Genomic DNA, 17589 nt, shown 5'->3' on the forward strand with positions numbered 1-17589 from the left:
CCGCGCCGCTTCGCTGGCGGTTGACCTCTGCGCTCTGGCAGTATTGGTAAGACGGATGACAGTGACCACGAGACGGGCCGCGAATTCCGCGATGTCCCTGCCAAATATCCTGACCATGGCCCGCATTGCCGCCATTCCGGTGGTGGTCGGCTGCATCTATTCGCAGTCGATCATGGATGGCCCGCTATGGCTGCGCTGGGTCGCGCTGGCCGTCTTTATCGGCGCCGCGGTCACGGATTTTCTCGATGGCTATTACGCCCGGATCTGGAATCAGCAGTCGGCCTTCGGCCGGATGCTCGATCCGATCGCCGACAAGCTGCTGGTGGCGTCTTGCCTGCTGATGCTGGCGGCCGATGGCATCATCCATGGCTGGACCCTGTGGGCCGCCATCGTGATCCTGTGCCGCGAAATTCTGGTCTCGGGCCTGCGTGAATATCTCGCCGCACTCCGTGTCAGCGTCCCAGTCTCCAGAGTGGCGAAGTGGAAGACGACGGCCCAGTTGATCGCCATCGGCTTCCTGCTGGCCGGTGAGGCCGGCGATCAGGTGATCCCGATCACGACACAGCTCGGCCTGTTGCTGCTCTGGATTTCCGCGCTCGTCACCATTTATACGGGCTACGACTATTTCAGGGCTGGCATTCACCACCTCATTGCGGAGGATGCATGAAGCTCGTCTACTTCGCCTGGGTGCGCGAGCGCATCGGCAAGGCCGAAGAGACGGTCGAGCCGCCAGCAGCCGTGCGCACGGTCGGCGATCTGATCGGATGGCTGAGCACGCGCGGCGACGAATATGCCTATGCGTTCGAAACGCCGAAAGTGATCCGCGCCGCCATCGACCACACGCATGTGCGGCCCGACACCGTGATTGCTGGCGCCCGCGAGATTGCATTCTTCCCGCCGATGACCGGCGGTTGATTCTAGCAACGACTGCGTTGATCTCATGACCTCCAACGTGACCATCCGCATCCAGGATGCCGATTTCGACGTTTCCAGCGAAATCGCGGCGCTGACGGCAAGCCGTACGGACATCGGCGCGGTCGTTACGTTCAGTGGTATCTGCCGTGGCGGCCAAGAAAACTTAAGTGGCAGCTGCGACGCAAACACGGCGCTGACGCTGGAGCATTATCCCGGCATGGCCGAGGCAGAGATTGCGCGTCATGCTGATGAGGCGATGAACCGCTGGCCGCTCACGGGATTGACGATCGTTCACCGTGTCGGCCGCATCCTGCCCGGCGAGAATATCATGGTGGTGCTGACCGCGTCGGCCCACCGCCAGGCGGCGTTTCAGGCCGCCGAGTTTCTGATGGATTACCTCAAGGCGCATGCTCCGTTCTGGAAGCGCGAGGAAACCGCCGGTGGCAGCAGCTGGATTGCTGCGAAGACCGACGATGACGACGCCGCGGCGCGCTGGGATAAAAACTGATGGCAAAGAAGACTGTGAAGACAACCGCGAAGAAGGTGGTCAGGAAATCTGCGAGCAAGGCTTCTGCAAAGGCAAAGACTTCCGTGAAGAAGATCGCAACGGCGACTCTGCCGAAGGTTGGTGCGGGCGAGCTTGCGACATTGCTCGACTATGTGCGCTACGCCACCAGCCGTTTCATCGAGGCCCGGCTCTCTTTTGCGCACGGCACCACCGATCCCGTGGCCGAAGCCGCCTTCATCGTCTGCGAAGTCCTGCATCTGCATCCCGACCAGTTCGAGAGTTTCGCCATGGCGCGGGTAACTGCGGCTGAAGGCAAACAGATCCTCGACATCATTCATCGCCGTGTGACGACGCGCAAACCGGCGGCCTATCTGCTCAACAAGATCTATATGCGCGGCCTGCCGTTCTATGTGGACGAGCGCACTATTGTGCCGCGGTCTTTCATCGGCGAATTGCTAGATTCTCATTTCAGCGGCGATGACGGTGAAGGCGGCTCGCTGATCGACGATCCCATGGACGTTGAAAGCGTGCTGGACCTCTGCACCGGCTCCGGCTGCATCGCGATCCTGGCCAGCCAGTCATTCCCCAACGCGCAGGTCGATGCCGTCGATCTCTCGCCTGCGGCGCTTGCCGTCGCTATGCGCAATGTCATCGATTACGGGCTCGACGAGCGGCTGACGCTTTACAAGGGCGATCTGTTCGAACCGCTCGGGGATACCCGTTACGATCTCATCATCACCAATCCGCCTTACGTCGATGCGCAGGGCATGGCGGATTTGCCGGATGAATGCCTGGCCGAACCGGCCATGGCTTTCGATGGCGGCGATGACGGGCTCGACATCGTCAGGAAGATCATTGAACAGGCTGGCGATCATCTGAATCCACATGGCGGTTTGTTGTGTGAAATCGGTCGCGGCCGCGCCAATGTCGATGAAGCCTTTCCCGATCTGCCGCTGATCTGGCTGGACACCGAAGACTCCGAAGGCGAGGTGTTCTGGGTGTCCGCTGCTGCGCTGCAAGGTCGCGGCGCCGGCTAGTCCGGCATCTGGCCAAACACGCCCGTAGCGTTTATCACGGCATCTTCACGCGCATTTTGATGTGTGAATGTCCGACATCGTTGTCGGACGGATTTTGACGCGACATCTCTCACCGTCGTGTCGTTCAAATCGACTGAAGGATGTCATGCTGCTGGCTGTCGATCAGAAAGCGCCAACGCGCAATCTGTGGCTCGCCGAATTGCGGGCGACACTTGCGCTTGGCTGGCCGCTGATCCTGACCAATCTGGCGCAGATCGCACTCACCACGACTGATGTGATCATACTCGGCCGCGTGAGCGCGGAGGCATTGGCTGCGTCGGCGCTCGGCGTGAATGTCTATTTCGCCATTCTGATATTCGCCATCGGCCTCGTTACGGCGACGTCGCCGATGATGGCGGAAGCGATCGGTCGCAAGCTGCATGCGGTGCGCGATGTCAGGCGGACATTTCGGCAGGGTTTGTGGACGGCGCTCATCGTCTCGGTGCCGGCATGGATCGTCCTCTGGCATACCGAAGCGATCCTGTTGCTGTTCGGTCAGGAGGCGCAGGCGGCTGCCGACGCCCAGAGCTTCGTGCATATGCTGCAATGGGGCTTCCTACCCGCGCTAGGCTTCATCGTGCTGCGCTCATTCGTTGCCGCCGTGCAACGCCCACTCTGGGCACTGGTGGTGACGGGCGTCACCATTCTGTTCAATGCTGCTGCAAACTGGGGTCTGGTGTTCGGCCATCTCGGATTTCCGGAGATGGGTCTGCGCGGTTCCGGCCTTGCGACCACGCTGTCGAACATCTTTCTGTTCGCTGTCTTTGCGCTCGTCGTCGGATGGCATCCGAAGTTTCGGCGTTATCATTTGTTCGGCAACTGGTGGCGCACCGATTGGCCACGCCTCGCAAAGCTATGGCGCATCGGTCTGCCGATCGGCGCGACGCTCGCATTCGAAATTACTGTCTTTAATGCGGCGGTGTTCCTGATGGGGCAGTTTGGAACGGCGGCCATCGCGGCGCATGCGATTGCGATCCAGATCGCATCGATCTCCTTCATGGTGCCAATGGGACTGAGCCAGGCGGCAACTGTCCGCGTTGGATTGGCCAAAGGCGCCGTGGATCGCGATGGCATCACGCGAGCAGGATGGACTGCATTTGGCCTTGCGGTGGCATTCATGGCGTCGATGAGCATGTTGTTGCTGGCTGCGCCGCGGGTCCTCATTGGCGCCTTCATCGATCTGGGCAATCCCGCCAATGCCGTCGTCATCGATACGGCAATGTCGTTTCTGTTTTGCGCGGCGGTGTTCCAGATTGCGGACGGCGCGCAGTCGGTTGCAGCAGGGATGCTGCGCGGATTGCAGGATACGCGGGTGCCGATGATCTTTGCCGCATTAGGCTATTGGGGCTTCGGCATGGGCCTCAGCCTGCTGTTCGCATTCAAGCTGGGTTTCGGCGGCGTCGGCATCTGGATTGGGCTGGCAGCGGGTCTCGCGGTCGTTGCACCGGTCATGCTCTGGCGTTGGACCCGGCGCGAGCAACTCGGGCTCGTGCCGGCGATTTGAGCCAAATAAAAATGCCGCAGCCTCGAAAGGCTGCGGCATTTGTCGCCTTGAAGCGCCTGCGCTTACAGAACCTTGCGGATCCAGTTGTGCTGGTCTGGCGCGCGGCCGTACTGAATGTCGACCAACTGTTTGCGCAGTCCCATCGCAACGGGGCCTGCGGCGCCGCCATTGATGGTAAAATCACCGCTCGCAGAGCGCACCTGGCCGATCGGCGAGATGACCGCCGCCGTGCCGCAGGCAAAAGCCTCCTTCAGCTTGCCGCTGGCAGCGTCGGCACGCCATTGGTCGAGCGTATAGGGTTCTTCGCGCACCTGCGTGCCCTTGTCCTTCGCCAGCGCGATGATCGAATCGCGCGTGATGCCCGGCAGGATCGTGCCGAGTGGCGGTGTCAGCAGCGAGCCGTCCTCGAACACGAAGAAAATGTTCATGCCGCCAAGTTCTTCGATGTAACGGCGCTCGACCGCATCGAGGAACACGACCTGATCGCAGCCGTGACTGATGGCCTCGGCCTGCGCACGGAGGCTTGCGGCGTAGTTGCCACCGCATTTGACGGCGCCGGTGCCGCCGATCGCGGCGCGTGTGTAGTTCTCCGACACCCAGATCGACACCGGGGCGGGTCCGCCCTTGAAATAGGAGCCAACCGGCGAGGCGATTACAGCGAAAATGTATTCCGCGGAGGGCTTCACGCCGAGGAAGATCTCGCTCGCAACCATGAAGGGGCGCAGGTAGAGGCTGCCTTCGCCTGATGGAATCCAGGCGCGGTCGATGCGCACGAGTTGCTCGATCGCATCGATAAACACGGGCTCGGGCAGCGGGGCCATGGCCATACGATCGGCAGAATTCCGGAAGCGCCTTGCATTGGCATCGGGGCGGAACAGATTCACGCCGCCATCTTCACGCACATAGGCCTTGAGCCCTTCGAAAATCTCCTGGGCGTAATGCAGGACGGCTGCTGCGGGATCGAGCGGGAAATTCGCGCGGGATTCGATGCGCGCGCCATGCCAGCCGTCCTTCTGGTTGTAGCGGACCAGAGCCATGTGGTCGGTGAAAACCCGGCCGAAGCCCGGATCCCTGAGCTTTGCTGCGCGGTCCGCCTCGGACACCGCGTTCGCCGCGGGCTGAATGTCGAACTTCAGCAAAGCTGCGCCATCGATTTTATCGAACGAAACTCCCATGGACCTCACTCCTGCTTACGGCGCAGCTCCTGGGGACGGCAGCGTCGATGTTGTTCTACGTCAAGCGGACCCACGGCAAAAGCGTTTCCGGCCCCGGTGGATGACCCAGGACAGGCTTTAGCGCCATGCCGAAGTCCGGTATGGTTCTCAGATCGGCCCTATTGGGCCATGCGGCGAGAGTTCTAATGTTTCGTCGCGATGGTCAGTTTTGTAAGATTGAACCCAAGATATGTCAATATGGTTGACGTAAATTCCAAGGACGCGGCGTCACGATCGCTTGAGACGATCCAGCGGCAGTCCAGCGGCGATCCTGCGAAACCGCCCCGCTGGGACATCATCGAGCTGTTGTTCTTTGCCTATCGCGACTTTGTGGGCGATCCCGACGATGTGCTCGATCAGTTCGGTTTCGGGCGCGCCCATCACCGGGTCGTACACTTTGTGCATCGCTATCCCGGCCTGAAGGTTGCCGATCTGCTCGATGTCTTGCGTATTACAAAGCAGTCGCTGGGCCGTGTCCTCAAGCAATTGCTCGATGAAGGGTATATCGTTCAGAAATCCGGCGAGGCCGATCGGCGGCAACGGCTTCTTTTCGCCACGGCCAAGGGTGAAGCTCTCGTTGCGCAGCTCGCGGGTTTGCAGACCGATCGCATCAACCGCGCGCTCAAGGATTTTACGCCGGTCGAAGTTGAAGCGATTGGCAGGTTTCTCTCGGCGATGATCGACCGCAATGATCCCGACAAGGTGCTGCAGGTCATCTTGGGCCAGGCATCCGCCAAAACTGACGGCAGGACAAACAAGACATGATGTTAGCTCAGGCCGCCAAACGAATGCCGGTGCCATTGGCCGACGATGCGCCGCATCTGCTGCTGGTCGATGACGACCGTCGTATTCGCGATCTCCTCTCGCGCTTTCTCTCTGGCGAAGGCTACCGCGTCACCACGGCGCCGAGCGCCAAGGAAGCGCGCGCCAAATTGCTCGGTCTGCATTTCGATCTCCTGATCCTCGATGTAATGATGCCAGGCGAGACCGGCTTTGAGCTCGCGCGCTTCATTCGGACGTCTTCGGCCGTGCCGATCATCATGCTGACGGCGCGGCACGAGGCGGAAAGCCGGATCGAGGGATTGCAGATCGGTGCCGACGACTATGTGGCCAAGCCGTTCGAGCCGCGCGAACTGGTGCTGCGCATCGCAAACATCCTGAAGCGCAGTGCGCCGGTGCCGGTCGAGCGCGCGGAATCGCTGCAGTTCGGACCTTATGTGTATCACCTCGCGCGTGGCGAACTACGCCAGGGCGACGAGATCATCCATCTTACCGACCGCGAGCGTGACATGCTGCGCGTGCTGGCCGCAGCGCCCGGCGAGACCGTGCCGCGTGGTGAACTCACCGGCGGCGGTGGCACCGTGAACGAGCGTGCGGTAGACGTGCAGATCAATCGCCTGCGTCGCAAGATCGAGACCGATCCGGCCAATCCGCTCTTCCTGCAGGCCGTGCGTGGCATCGGCTATCGCCTCGTCGCGTCGCCATAGTTCGATGAAGTTTGCACGATGACCACACTCGACACCGGCATCACCATCCTCCGCACTGCGGCGGGCCGAGTTTCTGCGGCGCACAGTCTGATGGGCCGGCGCTTCAAGAGCGTGATGCCCACGGGGCTCTATGCCCGCACGCTGCTGATCATGATTGTGCCGATGGTGCTGCTGCAGTCGGTGGTCGCCTTCGTGTTCATGGAGCGACACTGGAACACGGTGACGCGCCGCCTGTCGCAGGCCGTGGTACAGGACATCGCAACACTGATCGACGTCTACAAGGTTTATCCGCAGGATAAGGACCGCACGCAGATCAAAGCCATCGCACAGCAGCGCCTTGGCCTCGTGGTGGATTTCCTGCCGCTCGGCGACATGCCGCCGCCAGGTCCGAAGCCGTTCTTCTCGCTGCTCGATCAGGCGCTGTCGGTCCAGATCGGTCGGCAGATCACGCGGCCGTTCTGGATCGACACCGTTGGTCGCTCCAATCTCGTGGAAATCCGCATCCAGCTCGATGATGCGGTGATGCGCATCTTCGCCCAGCGCAGTGCGGCCTATGCATCGAATTCGGAAATCTTCCTGTTCTGGATGGTGGGGACGTCTTCGATCCTGCTGATCGTCGCGATCCTGTTCCTGCGTAACCAGATCCGCCCGATCCTCAAACTCGCTGACGCGGCCGAAAGTTTCGGCAAAGGCCGCGAAGCGCCGAATTTTCGGCCGCGCGGCGCACGCGAGGTCCGTCGTGCCGCCAATGCCTTTATCGAGATGAAGGCGCGTATCGAACGCGCGATGGAGCAGCGCACGGCCATGCTCGCCGGCGTCTCGCATGACCTGCGCACGATCCTGACGCGCTTCAAGCTCGAACTGGCGCTGATCGAGGACGGTCCGGAAGTCGATGGCATGCGCAAGGATATCGATGAGATGTCGGGCATGCTCGAGGCTTATCTCGCCTTTGCGCGCGGCGACAGCGGCGAGCAGGCGCAGCCGACGGATATGGCTGCGGCGCTGGAAGAATTGCGCAGCGATGCCGAGCGCAACGGCCATAAGGCGACGGTCACGTTCCACGGCCTGCCGATCGTCACGGTGAAGCCAGCCGCGTTCAAGCGTTGCCTCGGCAATCTCGTTTCGAACGCCGCGCGCCACGCCAACGATATCGCCATCACCGGGCACCGCGATCATCGCTATCTCACGGTGACTGTGGATGATGACGGCCCCGGCATCCCCGCCGACATGCGCGAGGAAGTGTTCAAACCGTTCCTGCGGCTCGACGACGCGCGCAATCAGGACGAAGGCGGCACGGGTCTTGGCCTCGCCATCGCCCGCGATATAGCGCGCTCCCATGGCGGCGATATCACGCTGGCCGAGAGTCCGATGGGCGGATTGAGGGCGGTGGTGCGGGTGCCCGTCTAGTTACTTCGCCAGTTCCTTCGACCGCGCCGTTGCCGCAGCAATCGCGCGAGTCAGCAGCGGCTCGAAACCATCATCGGCCATCAATACGCTGAGCGCGGCTGCAGTGGTCCCGCCGGGCGAGGTGACATTCTTGCGCAGCGTTGCCGCGTCGAGATCGGACTGGCGCAGCAATTCGCCTGAGCCGGATACGGTTTCACGTGCAAGTTTCATCGCGAGTTCAGGCGGAAGACCTGCAGCGATGCCGGCGCGGGCCATTTCTTCGGCCAGTAGGAACACATAGGCAGGCCCCGAGCCGGAGACGGCCGTCACAGCATCGATCAGGCTTTCGTCATCGACCCATTCGACCGATCCGGTGGCGCGCAGCAGTGCGTCGGTCAGGCCGCGTTGCTCCGGCGATACGTCGCTCGCCGCAACCGCCACGGTGATACCGCGGCCGATGGCGGCCGGCGTATTCGGCATCGCGCGTACCACCTTGCCGCCGCAGGCCTTGGCGATGCCGGCGATGGTTGTGCCCGCCATGATCGAGACCACGAGGGACGATCCGGCAATCGCGCGCAGGGTCGGGCCGACCTCCGCGAACATCTGCGGCTTCACGGCAAGAACCAGCGCGGCGACAGCGCCGATGTCTTTCACATCCGGATTGAGCCGGACGCCCTTTGCCGCGAGCGCCTTGATCTCGTCGGAGACATGCGGATCGATCACGATGGCGCGTTTGGGGTCGAGGCCGCCGGCGATCCAGCCCGTCAGCATCGCGCCGCCCATCTTGCCGGCGCCGGCCAGCACGATGTGGCCGTCGATGGTGTTGAGCGCGCGTGAGGTCGTGGTGGAGGTCATCGCAAAATCCCGGCTGTCAGAACGACCGGGACCATAACATTGCGGGGCGGGCTGCACAGCCTGAACCCGTCTAGATGAGATTCTTTTTCAGGAAGTAGCGCGGGCCGCCGCGCGGATAGTCCGGGATTTCGCCGAACACCTCATAGCCCTGCTTCTCGTAGAAGCTGCGGGCCTGAAACCAGTAGGTATCGAGCCACAGACCGATGCAGCCGCGTTCCCGCGCGATCTCTTCGGCCTTGGCGAGAACTTTCGAGCCGATGTCCTGGCCGCGAAATTGTTCGGGCACGACGAACAGCTCGACGAAACACCAGTTGAACGCGGTCTTGCCCCAGATGCCGCCGATCGGCTCGCCGGTCGCGGGATCGTGGATCAGGATCGAGAGCGGCTGGTGATTGTTGGGGCCGACGGTCTTGGTATTGTAGGCCAGCAACGCATTTGCGACCACCAGCCGTTCGGCTTCGCCGGGCGCATCCGGCACGCTGATGACCGGCGCGTCGGTCATGCTTCGCCGGCAGTGTCGAACATCGCAGCAGACATTGCTTCGGCTGCGGTCTTGCCGGCCCACACCACGAACTGCAACGCCGGATAGTAGCGCTCGCAGGAATGAATTGCCGAGACCAGCATGGCTTCGCACTGCGCGGTCGTTGCGGTGAGGCCATCGGGCAGCACCAGTGCCTGTCGGTACATCACCATGCCTGAGTGAGTCCAGATATCGAAATGACCGACCCACATCTGTTCGTTGATCATGGCGATCAGGCGCTGCACTTCGGCGCGGCGTGCGGGTGGAATCTTCATGTCGAAGGCGCACGCGAGATGCAGCGCCTCGATCTCGTTCATCCAGGTGAAGGAGAGCTGGTAATCGATCCAGTCACCTTTGGAAACAATTGTGACTTCGTCTTCGCCGGAGCGCTCGAACGCCCAGTTATGATCGGCGGCAATATCCTCGACAACGGCGAGCGGGTTGAGCCGTGAATCGATAGTACCTTCGAGAAGTGACATGCCGTCGCGACCTTGCTCTTGAAATGTGATGATGCAAACAGCTGGCCGGTACGCGAAAATGTCGGAGCGTCGCTGCAGGCTGCAAGTTCTATTCGTCCAGACCTTGCGAGTTTGAAGTGATGTGATTTGCTGAATCCGCGCAACGGCACCACGAATCCATCCACAGACAAACCGGCCCTCATCCACAGGTCATCTCGCCGCAATGAGAACAAACCGGAATCGGATTCCCGGATTGCGAGTCTGTGCGGTGCGCCCTCGCGCGCCGCGAGTCCGGTTGGGGTGGTAACTATTGATTCTTCGTGCGGCCCGCAAGCTTTCCCGGCCTCGCAGGAGTCCTGTTGGGCCCCGATACAGCCTGTGGACGGCCTTGCTGGGCTGGTCCGGTTTCGGCATAGTTTGGCCGTAACGAAAGTATCAGGCCATGAACGACACCACCTCCGAGTCATCCGCAGTCCAGCATCCGCGCTTCGCCAAGCCGCAGCGCGTCGCCTTCGTGCAGTCATCCTGGCATCGCGACATTGTTGCGCCCTGTTGGGAGTCGTTTCTCAGTGAGATCGAGGTGCGCCATATCAGCTCGTCGCAGGTCGATCTGTTTGAAGTGCCCGGCTCGTTCGAGATCCCCCTGCATGTGCAGGTTCTTGCCAAGACGCGGCGCTACACGGCCATCGTCGCGGCCGGCCTCGTGATCGACAGCGGCACCCGCGGCTTCGTGGCTGACACGGTCATCCGTGCGCTGATGGAAGTGCAGCTACGCACCGAGATCCCAGTGTTCTCGGCCGTGACGGCGCCGGAGGATTTTCACGAGACTGAAGAGCGGGCAGCATTTTTCCGCAAGCACTTTGCGGAGAGCGGCCTCAAGGTCGCGGCAGCCTGCGCCGAGACGCTGCTCAGTCTGGAGCGTCTGCGCGGTCAGGTCGCGGCCGGGATCGTGTAGAGGCGCGAGCCTTAGTCGAACAGGCTCGATACCGACTCTTCCGATGCGGTGCGGCCGATCGCTTCGGCGATCAGCGAGGCAACCGAGAGCACGCGGATGTTCGGTGACTTGCTCACGGCTTCCGTGGGCTGGATCGAGTCCGTGATCACCAATTCCTTGAGCTTGGAATTGGCGATGCGCGCGGCGGCGCCGCCGCTCAAGACGCCATGGGTGAGATAGGCGGAGACGTCCTTGGCACCGTATTTGAGTAGCGCATCGGCGGCGTTCACCAGCGTGCCGCCGGAGTCGACGATGTCGTCGATCAGGATGCAGGTGTAGCCGGCGACGTCGCCGATCACGTTCATCACTTCGGATTCACCGGGGCGTTCGCGGCGTTTGTCGACGATGGCGAGCGGCGCGTTGATGCGTTTGGCAAGGCCGCGGGCACGGGCGACGCCGCCGACGTCGGGCGAAACCACCATCACATTGGCGAGATCGAACTTCTCCTTGATGTCGCGCACCATCAACGGCGCGGCATAGAGGTTGTCGGTCGGGATATCGAAGAAGCCCTGGATCTGGCCGGCATGCAGGTCGAGCGTCATGACGCGGTCGGCGCCGGCATGGGTGATCATGTTGGCGACCAGCTTGGCCGAGATCGGGGTGCGGCCACCGGCCTTGCGGTCCTGGCGAGCATAGCCGAAATAGGGGATCACCGCGGTGATGCGGCGCGCGGAAGCGCGGCGCAGCGCATCGGTGATAATCAGTAATTCCATCAGATGGTCGTTGGTCGGGAACGACGTGGATTGAAGAATGAAGACGTCGGAGCCGCGGACGTTTTCCTGGATCTCGACGAAGATTTCCATATCGGCGAAGCGCCGGACGCTGGCCTTGGTCAGCGGGATATTCAGCGAGGTCGCAATTTCCTGCGCGAGGACAGGATTGGAATTACCGGCGACCAGTTTGATCGAACCGTTCTTGGCCGACATCGACGCGTCTCCCCGCGGCTTGGTGGATACAACGTTCAGCATATCGGATTACCCACAAGAACTCGTCTAGCTGAGCGAGGTGATATCAAGGTCGGCCGTCCGCTGGCAACCCGTGGGCCGCTGTTTTCCTGCGTAAAAACGGGCCTCTGCTTAACGTGAACTGAAGTCAGCGCGTCTCGGCAAATGCGGTGGCCTGCACGGGCAATTCATCGGTACTGGCGATGGCGGGTCCGTTGCCACTTGGCGCAGGCGGCTGCTCGCCGGGCGTGGTGCCGTTGATCATGCCATTGAGGCCGGTGAGCCCCGCTTGCGCGATCCGCCGCAAGACAAGGTCGTCGGCGGTAGCCCAGGCGTCGCGGCCGCCTTTGCCGGCCTGTTCCTCGCCGCTCAGGCGCAGAGCACGGTTCTGGTCGCGGTCATAGACATCCCACACCCAGGCGATCGAGGTCTGGCCGCCGCGAACCTGGGCCGAGAGGTAGCTGCGGACCCGAAAAGCCGCGCTGTCCTTGCGCGATACAACCGCAAGGTTGCGCAGGCGCGCTTCACTATCCAGAAGGTTGACCATGCGGTCGAAGACCTGCGGCGGCGGCCCGTCGATGGATTCGAACGCGATCGTCGGGCCGGAGGCGGTGGAAAGGCTGGCCTGCGCATTCATGGCGCCGCCGGAATTGGGGACATTGGCGCAGCCGGCAAGCCCAAACGCTACGGTCAGCGACAGCGCGGCCTGGATTAGCCGCGGTCTGGCTCGATCGGTCGTAAGGGCAGAAAATCGCATAGGGCGTCCCGACTTCCGTCCGTTTGCCGCAAGCGGCGCCGGACAGGTCGAGCGATATCGTTAAAATGCGTTAAGGTCTAGGGCAGCGCGGCCACAGGTCTTTCCAGGGTGACCGAAACGGTCACCGCTCTCCGACAATTCGCGTTCAGTTTGAGGCAGTTCGGCCGCGTTAAGGATAACGGCGCGTCAACGCGCGAGTTACCGCTCAAGCACGATGGCGTGGATCTGGCGTCCGTAATCTGGCTCTTTCCGATGCACCGACCGGCGATAGCTGAACAGGTTCTTGTCGGGATAGGTGTCGATACCGGTGTCATCGATAATGGCAATGCCGGCGCGCTCCAGCCGCATCCGGATGGAGCCGCCGAGATCGAACATGGCATGACCGGCGCGGGTCGAGGGAATGAAGAACCGCGCAAAACCGGCATCGGCCTGCGTGAAACGCTCGACGAATTCGGCCCCGACCTCATAGCTTGGCTGGCGGATCAGCGGACCAATCGCGACCACAATGTCGGAACGATCCGCGCCGAGTTTTTCCATCTCCGCGATGGTGGCCTCGAGCACGCCGGTGAAGGCGCCCTTCCAGCCGGCATGGGCGGCACCGATGACGCGGGCCTTGGGATCGGCAAACAGCACCGGTCCGCAATCGGCCGTCGTGACGCCGAGCGCCAGGCCCTCGACCTTCGTCACCATGGCATCGACGCGCGGCCGTGAATCTCCATTCCACGGTGCCGTGGCGACGGCGACATCGGGCGAATGGACCTGATAGGCGGTGAGGAAGTGCAGGGGATCGACGCCCATCTCCGCCGCCATGCGCCTGCGGTTCTCCGCCACATGCGCGGGATCGTCGTTCGATCCGAGCCCGCCATTGAGGCCGGCATAGATGCCTTCGGAGACGCCGCCGTCGCGCGTGAAGAACGCGTGGCGCAGGCCGGGAATGGCTGACAGCAAAGGCGATGTGAAAGTCATGATGTCTGGGCCTCGATGCCGGTGTCGTCGCTCAGCGCCACCAGCGTGTCGATATTGGGATCGGAGATGCCGACCACCTTGAACATCGAGCCCATGCCGCCGCGACCACTGTCGATTAGGCGTTTCAGTGCGCCCGAGACGGTTTCGGAAACTTCCGGCGTGGCCTTGGCCATCAAGGTCAGTGCGCGCGTCTCGATGCCGAGGCGCTTGAGGAATTCGCCCTGCGTCACCGGCCCGTGCACGCGTGCGCCGACATCCTCCGCCGCGCGGCCGAGCGCCTGGAAATCCACATGCGCGGTGATGTCGGCCATGCCGGGATTCTTCAGCGGATCAGCATAGCTATGCTGTGCGATAGCCTGCAGGGTGTCGCCGGCATCGCTACGGACATGGCCGTAATCGATGATCAGAGCCGCGCCTCCTTCGTCGCGCACGCGGCTGGCGATCTTCATCATCTCGGTATCGGGGCGCCATTCGAACACCGCGCCGACAGGGGCTGCGCGCACCAGTGGTGGCAGCAGCACGTCGAAGCGCGGTAGCGGATCGGTTGACGCACTGAACATCAGCTGGCCGTTGCTGTCGATATCCACCATGCGCTCGTGCCAGCCGCCTTCGCGCTTCACGGCCTGATGGATCGGCAGGACGTCGAAATATTCATTGGCAAGGATGATCGACGGACCCGCGGGGACGGTTTCGATACTGTCGTGCCAGGTGATGTTGCGGGTGCCGGACAGCGTTGCCTTCTGCTTCTCGCGCAGCACCGGATTGATTTCGACCAGATGCACGTTGAGCGCCTGATACAGCGGCGGCAGCACGCGTAGGGCGCGGAGCGCGTCGGCCATCATGGTGCCGCGGCCGGGGCCCAGTTCGATCAGGTGCACGAAGGGCGGCGCGCCGATCGCGCGCCAGACCGAAGCCGACCACAGGCCGAGCAGCTCGCCGAACATCTGGCTGACTTCGGGCGACGTGGTGAAGTCACCCTCGCGACCGAGCGGATCGCGGGAAATGTAGTAGCCGTGTTGCGGATGGGTGAGGCACAGCTGCATGTAGCGCCACACCGGCATCGGTCCGGTGGACTTGATCAGGCGCTTGATTTCATCCTGCAGCAGCGATTGGTCGGTCACATCAGGCCTTCTTGCCTGGGCTCAATTCGAGCGATGCCTGCGGCTTTCGCCAGGCGCGCACCATCAAAACGAGTCCCACAAATATCATCGGCACGGAGAGCAGCATGCCCATGGTGAGCCCACCCCACAGAAATCCGAGTTGTGGGTCCGGCTCGCGGAAGAATTCTCCCGTAATACGCGCCAGCGCATAAAAAAAGATGAAGGCGCCGAGGATCAGGCCAGGCCGCTTCAACGCACCGGCCCGGATCATCAGGGCCAGAATCAGAAACAGTACGATGCCCTCGAGCCCGGCTTCATAGAGCTGGCTGGGATGGCGCGGTAGCGGCCCGCCATTGGGAAACACCATCGCCCAGGGCACGCTGGCGTCGGCGTGGCGGCCCCACAATTCACTGTTGATGAAATTGGCGAGGCGCCCGAGCAAGAGGCCGATCGGGCCGACCGCGCAGGTGATGTCGCCGAGCGACAGGACCGACAGGCCACGCTTCCAGCAGAACAGAAGCACGGCAAAGACGCAGCCCATGAAACCGCCATGGAACGACATGCCGCCCTTCCATAGCTCGAAGATCTCGGCGGGGTGGGCAATGAAGAAATCGAGATTGTAGAACAGCACATAGCCGGTGCGGCCGCCGACAATGATGCCGATGGTCACCCAGAGGATGAAGTCGTCGAAATCCAGCAGGGAGATCGGTGAGGGCCCGCCCCACAGTTTCGTGCTCTTGATCAGCGCGCGGGCATAGATCCAGCCGAGCACGATGCCGCCGATATAGGCCAGCGCGTACCAGCGAATGACGATGGGGCCGAGCGCGATGGCGACCGGATCGAAAACGGGGAAGGCGATGGTCAGGAATGGCATGTGGTGGGCTTACGGCTCCCGATGGCGCCAGTAAAGCATTGGCATGTGACGAATTAAGGGACTTCTGCAGTTGTGAACGCCAAAAGCAGGCGATACTTGAACTGCGCGGCCGGGATCGCCATTGTCGATCTACAACTTAATCCCGCGTGTTTGTTCATCCGACCGGAGTTCTTGCCATGACCCAGACCAACAATCGGTTCTTCGACGAGATCGGCCGCCTGATGAACGATGCCGCCGGCGCGGCCCAGGGCGTCAAGCGCGAGGTCGATACGGTTGTGCGCAACCAGGCTGAGAAGATCCTGCGCGACCTCGATATCGTGAAGCGTGAGGAGTTCGAGGCGGTCAAGGACATGGCCCGGCTCGCCCGCGAGGAGAACGAGGCGCTGAAGGCCCGGATCGCAGCGCTGGAAGCCAAGCTCGGCGGCTGAGCGGAAGCCCTGCCGGTGGCCTGCACTGCGCGCCGGACATCGGCTGCCTGTTCACAAATGGCTAAAATAGGCCCCTGGAAGGGCTCCGCAGACGAAGAAAAAGCCTGTCATTTCCTTGTCTTTTTGGCGTTTCGGCGGTAGAAGCCGCCCACGTCCGCAGCCCCCGCACCCCTGGAGGCTTGCTGCAGCGTGAAAACGGGCCGCATTGCGGCCTTTAACTTTTAGAAAACAAGGACTTAAACGATGGCGACCGTCAAGGAATTGAAGGCGACCTCACGTCCGGTCGGCGGCAAGGGGGCCGCACGGGCAGAGCGTCGCGCCGGCCGAGTGCCCGGAGTGATCTATGGTGACAACAAGCCCCCGGTGGCGATTTCGGTGAATGATGCCGAACTGCGTCAGCGCATTCTGGCAGGCCGGTTCCTCACCACGATTTACGACATCGAGCTCGAGGGCAAGAAGCACCGCGTGATTCCGCGCGACTTCCACCTCGACCCGGTCAAGGACTTCCCGCTCCACGTCGACTTCCTCCGCCTCGGCGAAGGCGCGACCATCCGCGTCAGCGTTCCGCTACACATCAAGGGCGCTGAAGGCGCTCCGGGCGTGAAGCGTGGCGGCACCATCAACATCGTGACCCACACGATCGAACTGGAAGCCGAAGCCGAGAGCATTCCGCAGTTCCTCGAAGTTGATGTCGGCCAGCTCGATATCGGCACGTCGCTGCACATCACCGACGTTGTTCTGCCGAAGGGCGTGAAGACGCTGGCGCGCGATGCCGACCTGACGCTGGTCACCATCGTGCCGCCGTCGGGCTACGGTGAAGAAGCTGCGACCCCTGCGGCTGCTGCTGCGGCTCCCGCGGCTGCTGGTGCCAAGGCTCCGGCTGCCGGCGCCAAGGCCCCCGCCGCTGGTGCAAAGGCTCCGGCCGCTGCCGCCGCTCCGGCGAAGAAGAAGTAACCCGGCGCGGAGCTCCGCGTCATGCTTCTCTTTGTTGGACTCGGAAACCCTGGTGCCAAATACCAGGGCAACCGGCACAATATCGGGTTCATGGTTCTCGATGATATCGCGCGGCGCCACGGTTTTGGACCGTGGCGCCGTCGCTTTCAGGGCGAGACCTCGGAAGGCACGCTGTCTGGTGAGCGCGTCATCCTGCTGAAGCCCATGACCTTCATGAACGAGTCCGGCCGCTCGGTGCAGGAAGCGTCCGCCTATTTGAAGATTTCACTCGGCGACATCGCCGCGTTTCACGACGAGCTCGAACTGCCATTCGCCAAGGTGCGCGTGAAGGTCGGCGGCGGCATTGCCGGACATAACGGTCTACGCTCGATCTCCGCGCATATAGGCAACGACTATCGGCGCGTTCGCCTCGGCATCGGACATCCCGGTGCCAAGGAGCTGGTCCATAATCACGTGCTGAGCGATTTCGCCAAGGCCGAACGGCCTCAGCTCGAAGCGTTCAACGATGCGGTGTCGGACCATGTCGGCCTGCTGGTCGGTGGTCAGGACTCGTCGTTTCAGAACAAGGTGCATCTGACGATGCAGGCCAAGGGTTTCACGTCGAAGGACGACAACGGCTCCGCTGAGAAGCCGTCGAAGAATTAGGACA

Annotated in this window: 21 protein-coding genes; 12 read left to right on the plus strand and 9 right to left on the minus strand. The window is 62.2% G+C overall.

The window, feature by feature from the left end; all coding sequences use genetic code 11:
- Nucleotides 1-55: 55 nt before the first annotated feature.
- The 5 genes from pgsA to AB7813_RS26070 all read left to right on the plus strand — a co-directional run bounded on the left by pgsA (nt 56) and on the right by AB7813_RS26070 (nt 4003).
- Nucleotides 56-667, plus strand: a complete 612-nt coding sequence (pgsA, locus tag AB7813_RS26050; RefSeq protein WP_089261825.1) for a CDP-diacylglycerol--glycerol-3-phosphate 3-phosphatidyltransferase — start codon at nt 56-58, stop codon at nt 665-667.
- Nucleotides 664-915, plus strand: a complete 252-nt coding sequence (gene moaD / locus AB7813_RS26055; RefSeq protein WP_441228752.1) for a molybdopterin converting factor subunit 1 — start codon at nt 664-666, stop codon at nt 913-915. Before pgsA ends, moaD begins: the two co-directional genes overlap by 4 nt.
- 25 nt (nt 916-940) lie before the next feature.
- Nucleotides 941-1423, plus strand: a complete 483-nt coding sequence (locus AB7813_RS26060; RefSeq protein WP_441228753.1) for a molybdenum cofactor biosynthesis protein MoaE — start codon at nt 941-943, stop codon at nt 1421-1423.
- Nucleotides 1423-2460 (plus strand): 50S ribosomal protein L3 N(5)-glutamine methyltransferase, encoded by a 1038-nt coding sequence (prmB, locus tag AB7813_RS26065; protein WP_441228754.1) that lies wholly within the window; start codon nt 1423-1425, stop codon nt 2458-2460. The genes AB7813_RS26060 and prmB overlap by 1 nt, the downstream gene beginning before the upstream one ends.
- Nucleotides 2461-2605: 145 nt before the next feature.
- Nucleotides 2606-4003, plus strand: a complete 1398-nt coding sequence (locus tag AB7813_RS26070) for an MATE family efflux transporter (protein ID WP_441228755.1) — start codon at nt 2606-2608, stop codon at nt 4001-4003.
- Between the two features lie 62 nt (nt 4004-4065).
- Here AB7813_RS26070 and AB7813_RS26075 read toward each other — a convergent pair whose 3' ends face one another.
- A complete protein-coding gene (locus AB7813_RS26075) occupies nt 4066-5178 on the minus strand; it encodes a branched-chain amino acid aminotransferase (RefSeq protein ID WP_441228756.1) in 1113 nt (370 codons plus the stop codon).
- Between the two features lie 237 nt (nt 5179-5415).
- Between AB7813_RS26075 and AB7813_RS26080 the strand changes: the two genes are divergently transcribed.
- From AB7813_RS26080 to AB7813_RS26090, 3 genes are read left to right on the plus strand one after another with little or no spacing between them, the layout of a single operon-like run.
- A complete protein-coding gene (locus tag AB7813_RS26080; RefSeq protein WP_068731153.1) occupies nt 5416-5982 on the plus strand; it encodes a MarR family winged helix-turn-helix transcriptional regulator in 567 nt (188 codons plus the stop codon).
- On the plus strand, nt 5979-6704 hold the full coding sequence (locus AB7813_RS26085; RefSeq protein ID WP_089261813.1) for a response regulator: 726 nt from the start codon (nt 5979-5981) through the stop codon (nt 6702-6704). The genes AB7813_RS26080 and AB7813_RS26085 overlap by 4 nt, the downstream gene beginning before the upstream one ends.
- 18 nt (nt 6705-6722) lie before the next feature.
- Entirely contained in the window at nt 6723-8111 is a 1389-nt protein-coding gene (locus tag AB7813_RS26090) for an ATP-binding protein (protein ID WP_309947243.1), read from the plus strand.
- Here the strand turns inward: AB7813_RS26090 and proC are convergent, their stop codons facing one another.
- From proC to AB7813_RS26105, 3 genes are all read right to left on the minus strand, one after another.
- On the minus strand, nt 8112-8945 hold the full coding sequence (proC, locus tag AB7813_RS26095; protein ID WP_441228757.1) for a pyrroline-5-carboxylate reductase: 834 nt from the start codon (nt 8943-8945) through the stop codon (nt 8112-8114). It abuts the gene before it with no gap.
- 70 nt (nt 8946-9015) lie between these two features.
- Nucleotides 9016-9447, minus strand: a complete 432-nt coding sequence (locus AB7813_RS26100; protein WP_231077936.1) for a GNAT family N-acetyltransferase — start codon at nt 9445-9447, stop codon at nt 9016-9018.
- Nucleotides 9444-9944 carry a YbjN domain-containing protein gene (locus AB7813_RS26105; protein ID WP_231081197.1) on the minus strand — a complete coding sequence of 167 codons (501 nt, stop codon included), beginning with the start codon at nt 9942-9944 and terminating at the stop codon, nt 9444-9446. Before AB7813_RS26105 ends, AB7813_RS26100 begins: the two co-directional genes overlap by 4 nt.
- Before the next feature lie 421 nt (nt 9945-10365).
- Between AB7813_RS26105 and AB7813_RS26110 the strand changes: the two genes are divergently transcribed.
- Entirely contained in the window at nt 10366-10878 is a 513-nt protein-coding gene (locus tag AB7813_RS26110; RefSeq protein WP_184513806.1) for a 6,7-dimethyl-8-ribityllumazine synthase, read from the plus strand.
- Between the two features lie 11 nt (nt 10879-10889).
- Here the strand turns inward: AB7813_RS26110 and AB7813_RS26115 are convergent, their stop codons facing one another.
- The 5 genes from AB7813_RS26115 to lgt form a co-directional block, all read right to left on the minus strand.
- Nucleotides 10890-11843, minus strand: coding sequence for a ribose-phosphate pyrophosphokinase (locus AB7813_RS26115; protein WP_089263589.1), 954 nt, complete (start codon nt 11841-11843; stop codon nt 10890-10892).
- A 166-nt stretch (nt 11844-12009) separates the two neighbouring features.
- A complete protein-coding gene (locus AB7813_RS26120) occupies nt 12010-12618 on the minus strand; it encodes a hypothetical protein (RefSeq protein WP_093759333.1) in 609 nt (202 codons plus the stop codon).
- 198 nt (nt 12619-12816) lie between these two features.
- Nucleotides 12817-13584: a peptidoglycan editing factor PgeF gene (gene pgeF / locus AB7813_RS26125; protein ID WP_441228758.1), complete on the minus strand. Its 768-nt coding sequence runs from the start codon at nt 13582-13584 to the stop codon at nt 12817-12819.
- On the minus strand, nt 13581-14705 hold the full coding sequence (locus tag AB7813_RS26130; RefSeq protein ID WP_441228759.1) for a class I SAM-dependent methyltransferase: 1125 nt from the start codon (nt 14703-14705) through the stop codon (nt 13581-13583). The genes pgeF and AB7813_RS26130 overlap by 4 nt, the downstream gene beginning before the upstream one ends.
- Nucleotide 14706: 1 nt before the next feature.
- A complete protein-coding gene (lgt, locus tag AB7813_RS26135) occupies nt 14707-15558 on the minus strand; it encodes a prolipoprotein diacylglyceryl transferase (protein WP_439062937.1) in 852 nt (283 codons plus the stop codon).
- Between the two features lie 176 nt (nt 15559-15734).
- Between lgt and AB7813_RS26140 the strand changes: the two genes are divergently transcribed.
- The 3 genes from AB7813_RS26140 to pth all read left to right on the plus strand — a co-directional run bounded on the left by AB7813_RS26140 (nt 15735) and on the right by pth (nt 17585).
- On the plus strand, nt 15735-15986 hold the full coding sequence (locus AB7813_RS26140) for an accessory factor UbiK family protein (RefSeq protein WP_089261793.1): 252 nt from the start codon (nt 15735-15737) through the stop codon (nt 15984-15986).
- A gap of 243 nt (nt 15987-16229) precedes the next feature.
- The gene (locus tag AB7813_RS26145; protein ID WP_068731165.1) at nt 16230-16940 is read left to right on the plus strand and encodes a 50S ribosomal protein L25/general stress protein Ctc; all 711 of its coding nucleotides are present in this window, start codon (nt 16230-16232) and stop codon (nt 16938-16940) included.
- Between the two features lie 21 nt (nt 16941-16961).
- Entirely contained in the window at nt 16962-17585 is a 624-nt protein-coding gene (pth, locus tag AB7813_RS26150) for an aminoacyl-tRNA hydrolase (RefSeq protein ID WP_439062938.1), read from the plus strand.
- Nucleotides 17586-17589: the final 4 nt, after the last annotated feature.

This window comes from Tardiphaga sp. 20_F10_N6_6, from assembly GCF_052076045.1.
GTDB classification, from domain to species: domain Bacteria; phylum Pseudomonadota; class Alphaproteobacteria; order Rhizobiales; family Xanthobacteraceae; genus Tardiphaga; species Tardiphaga robiniae.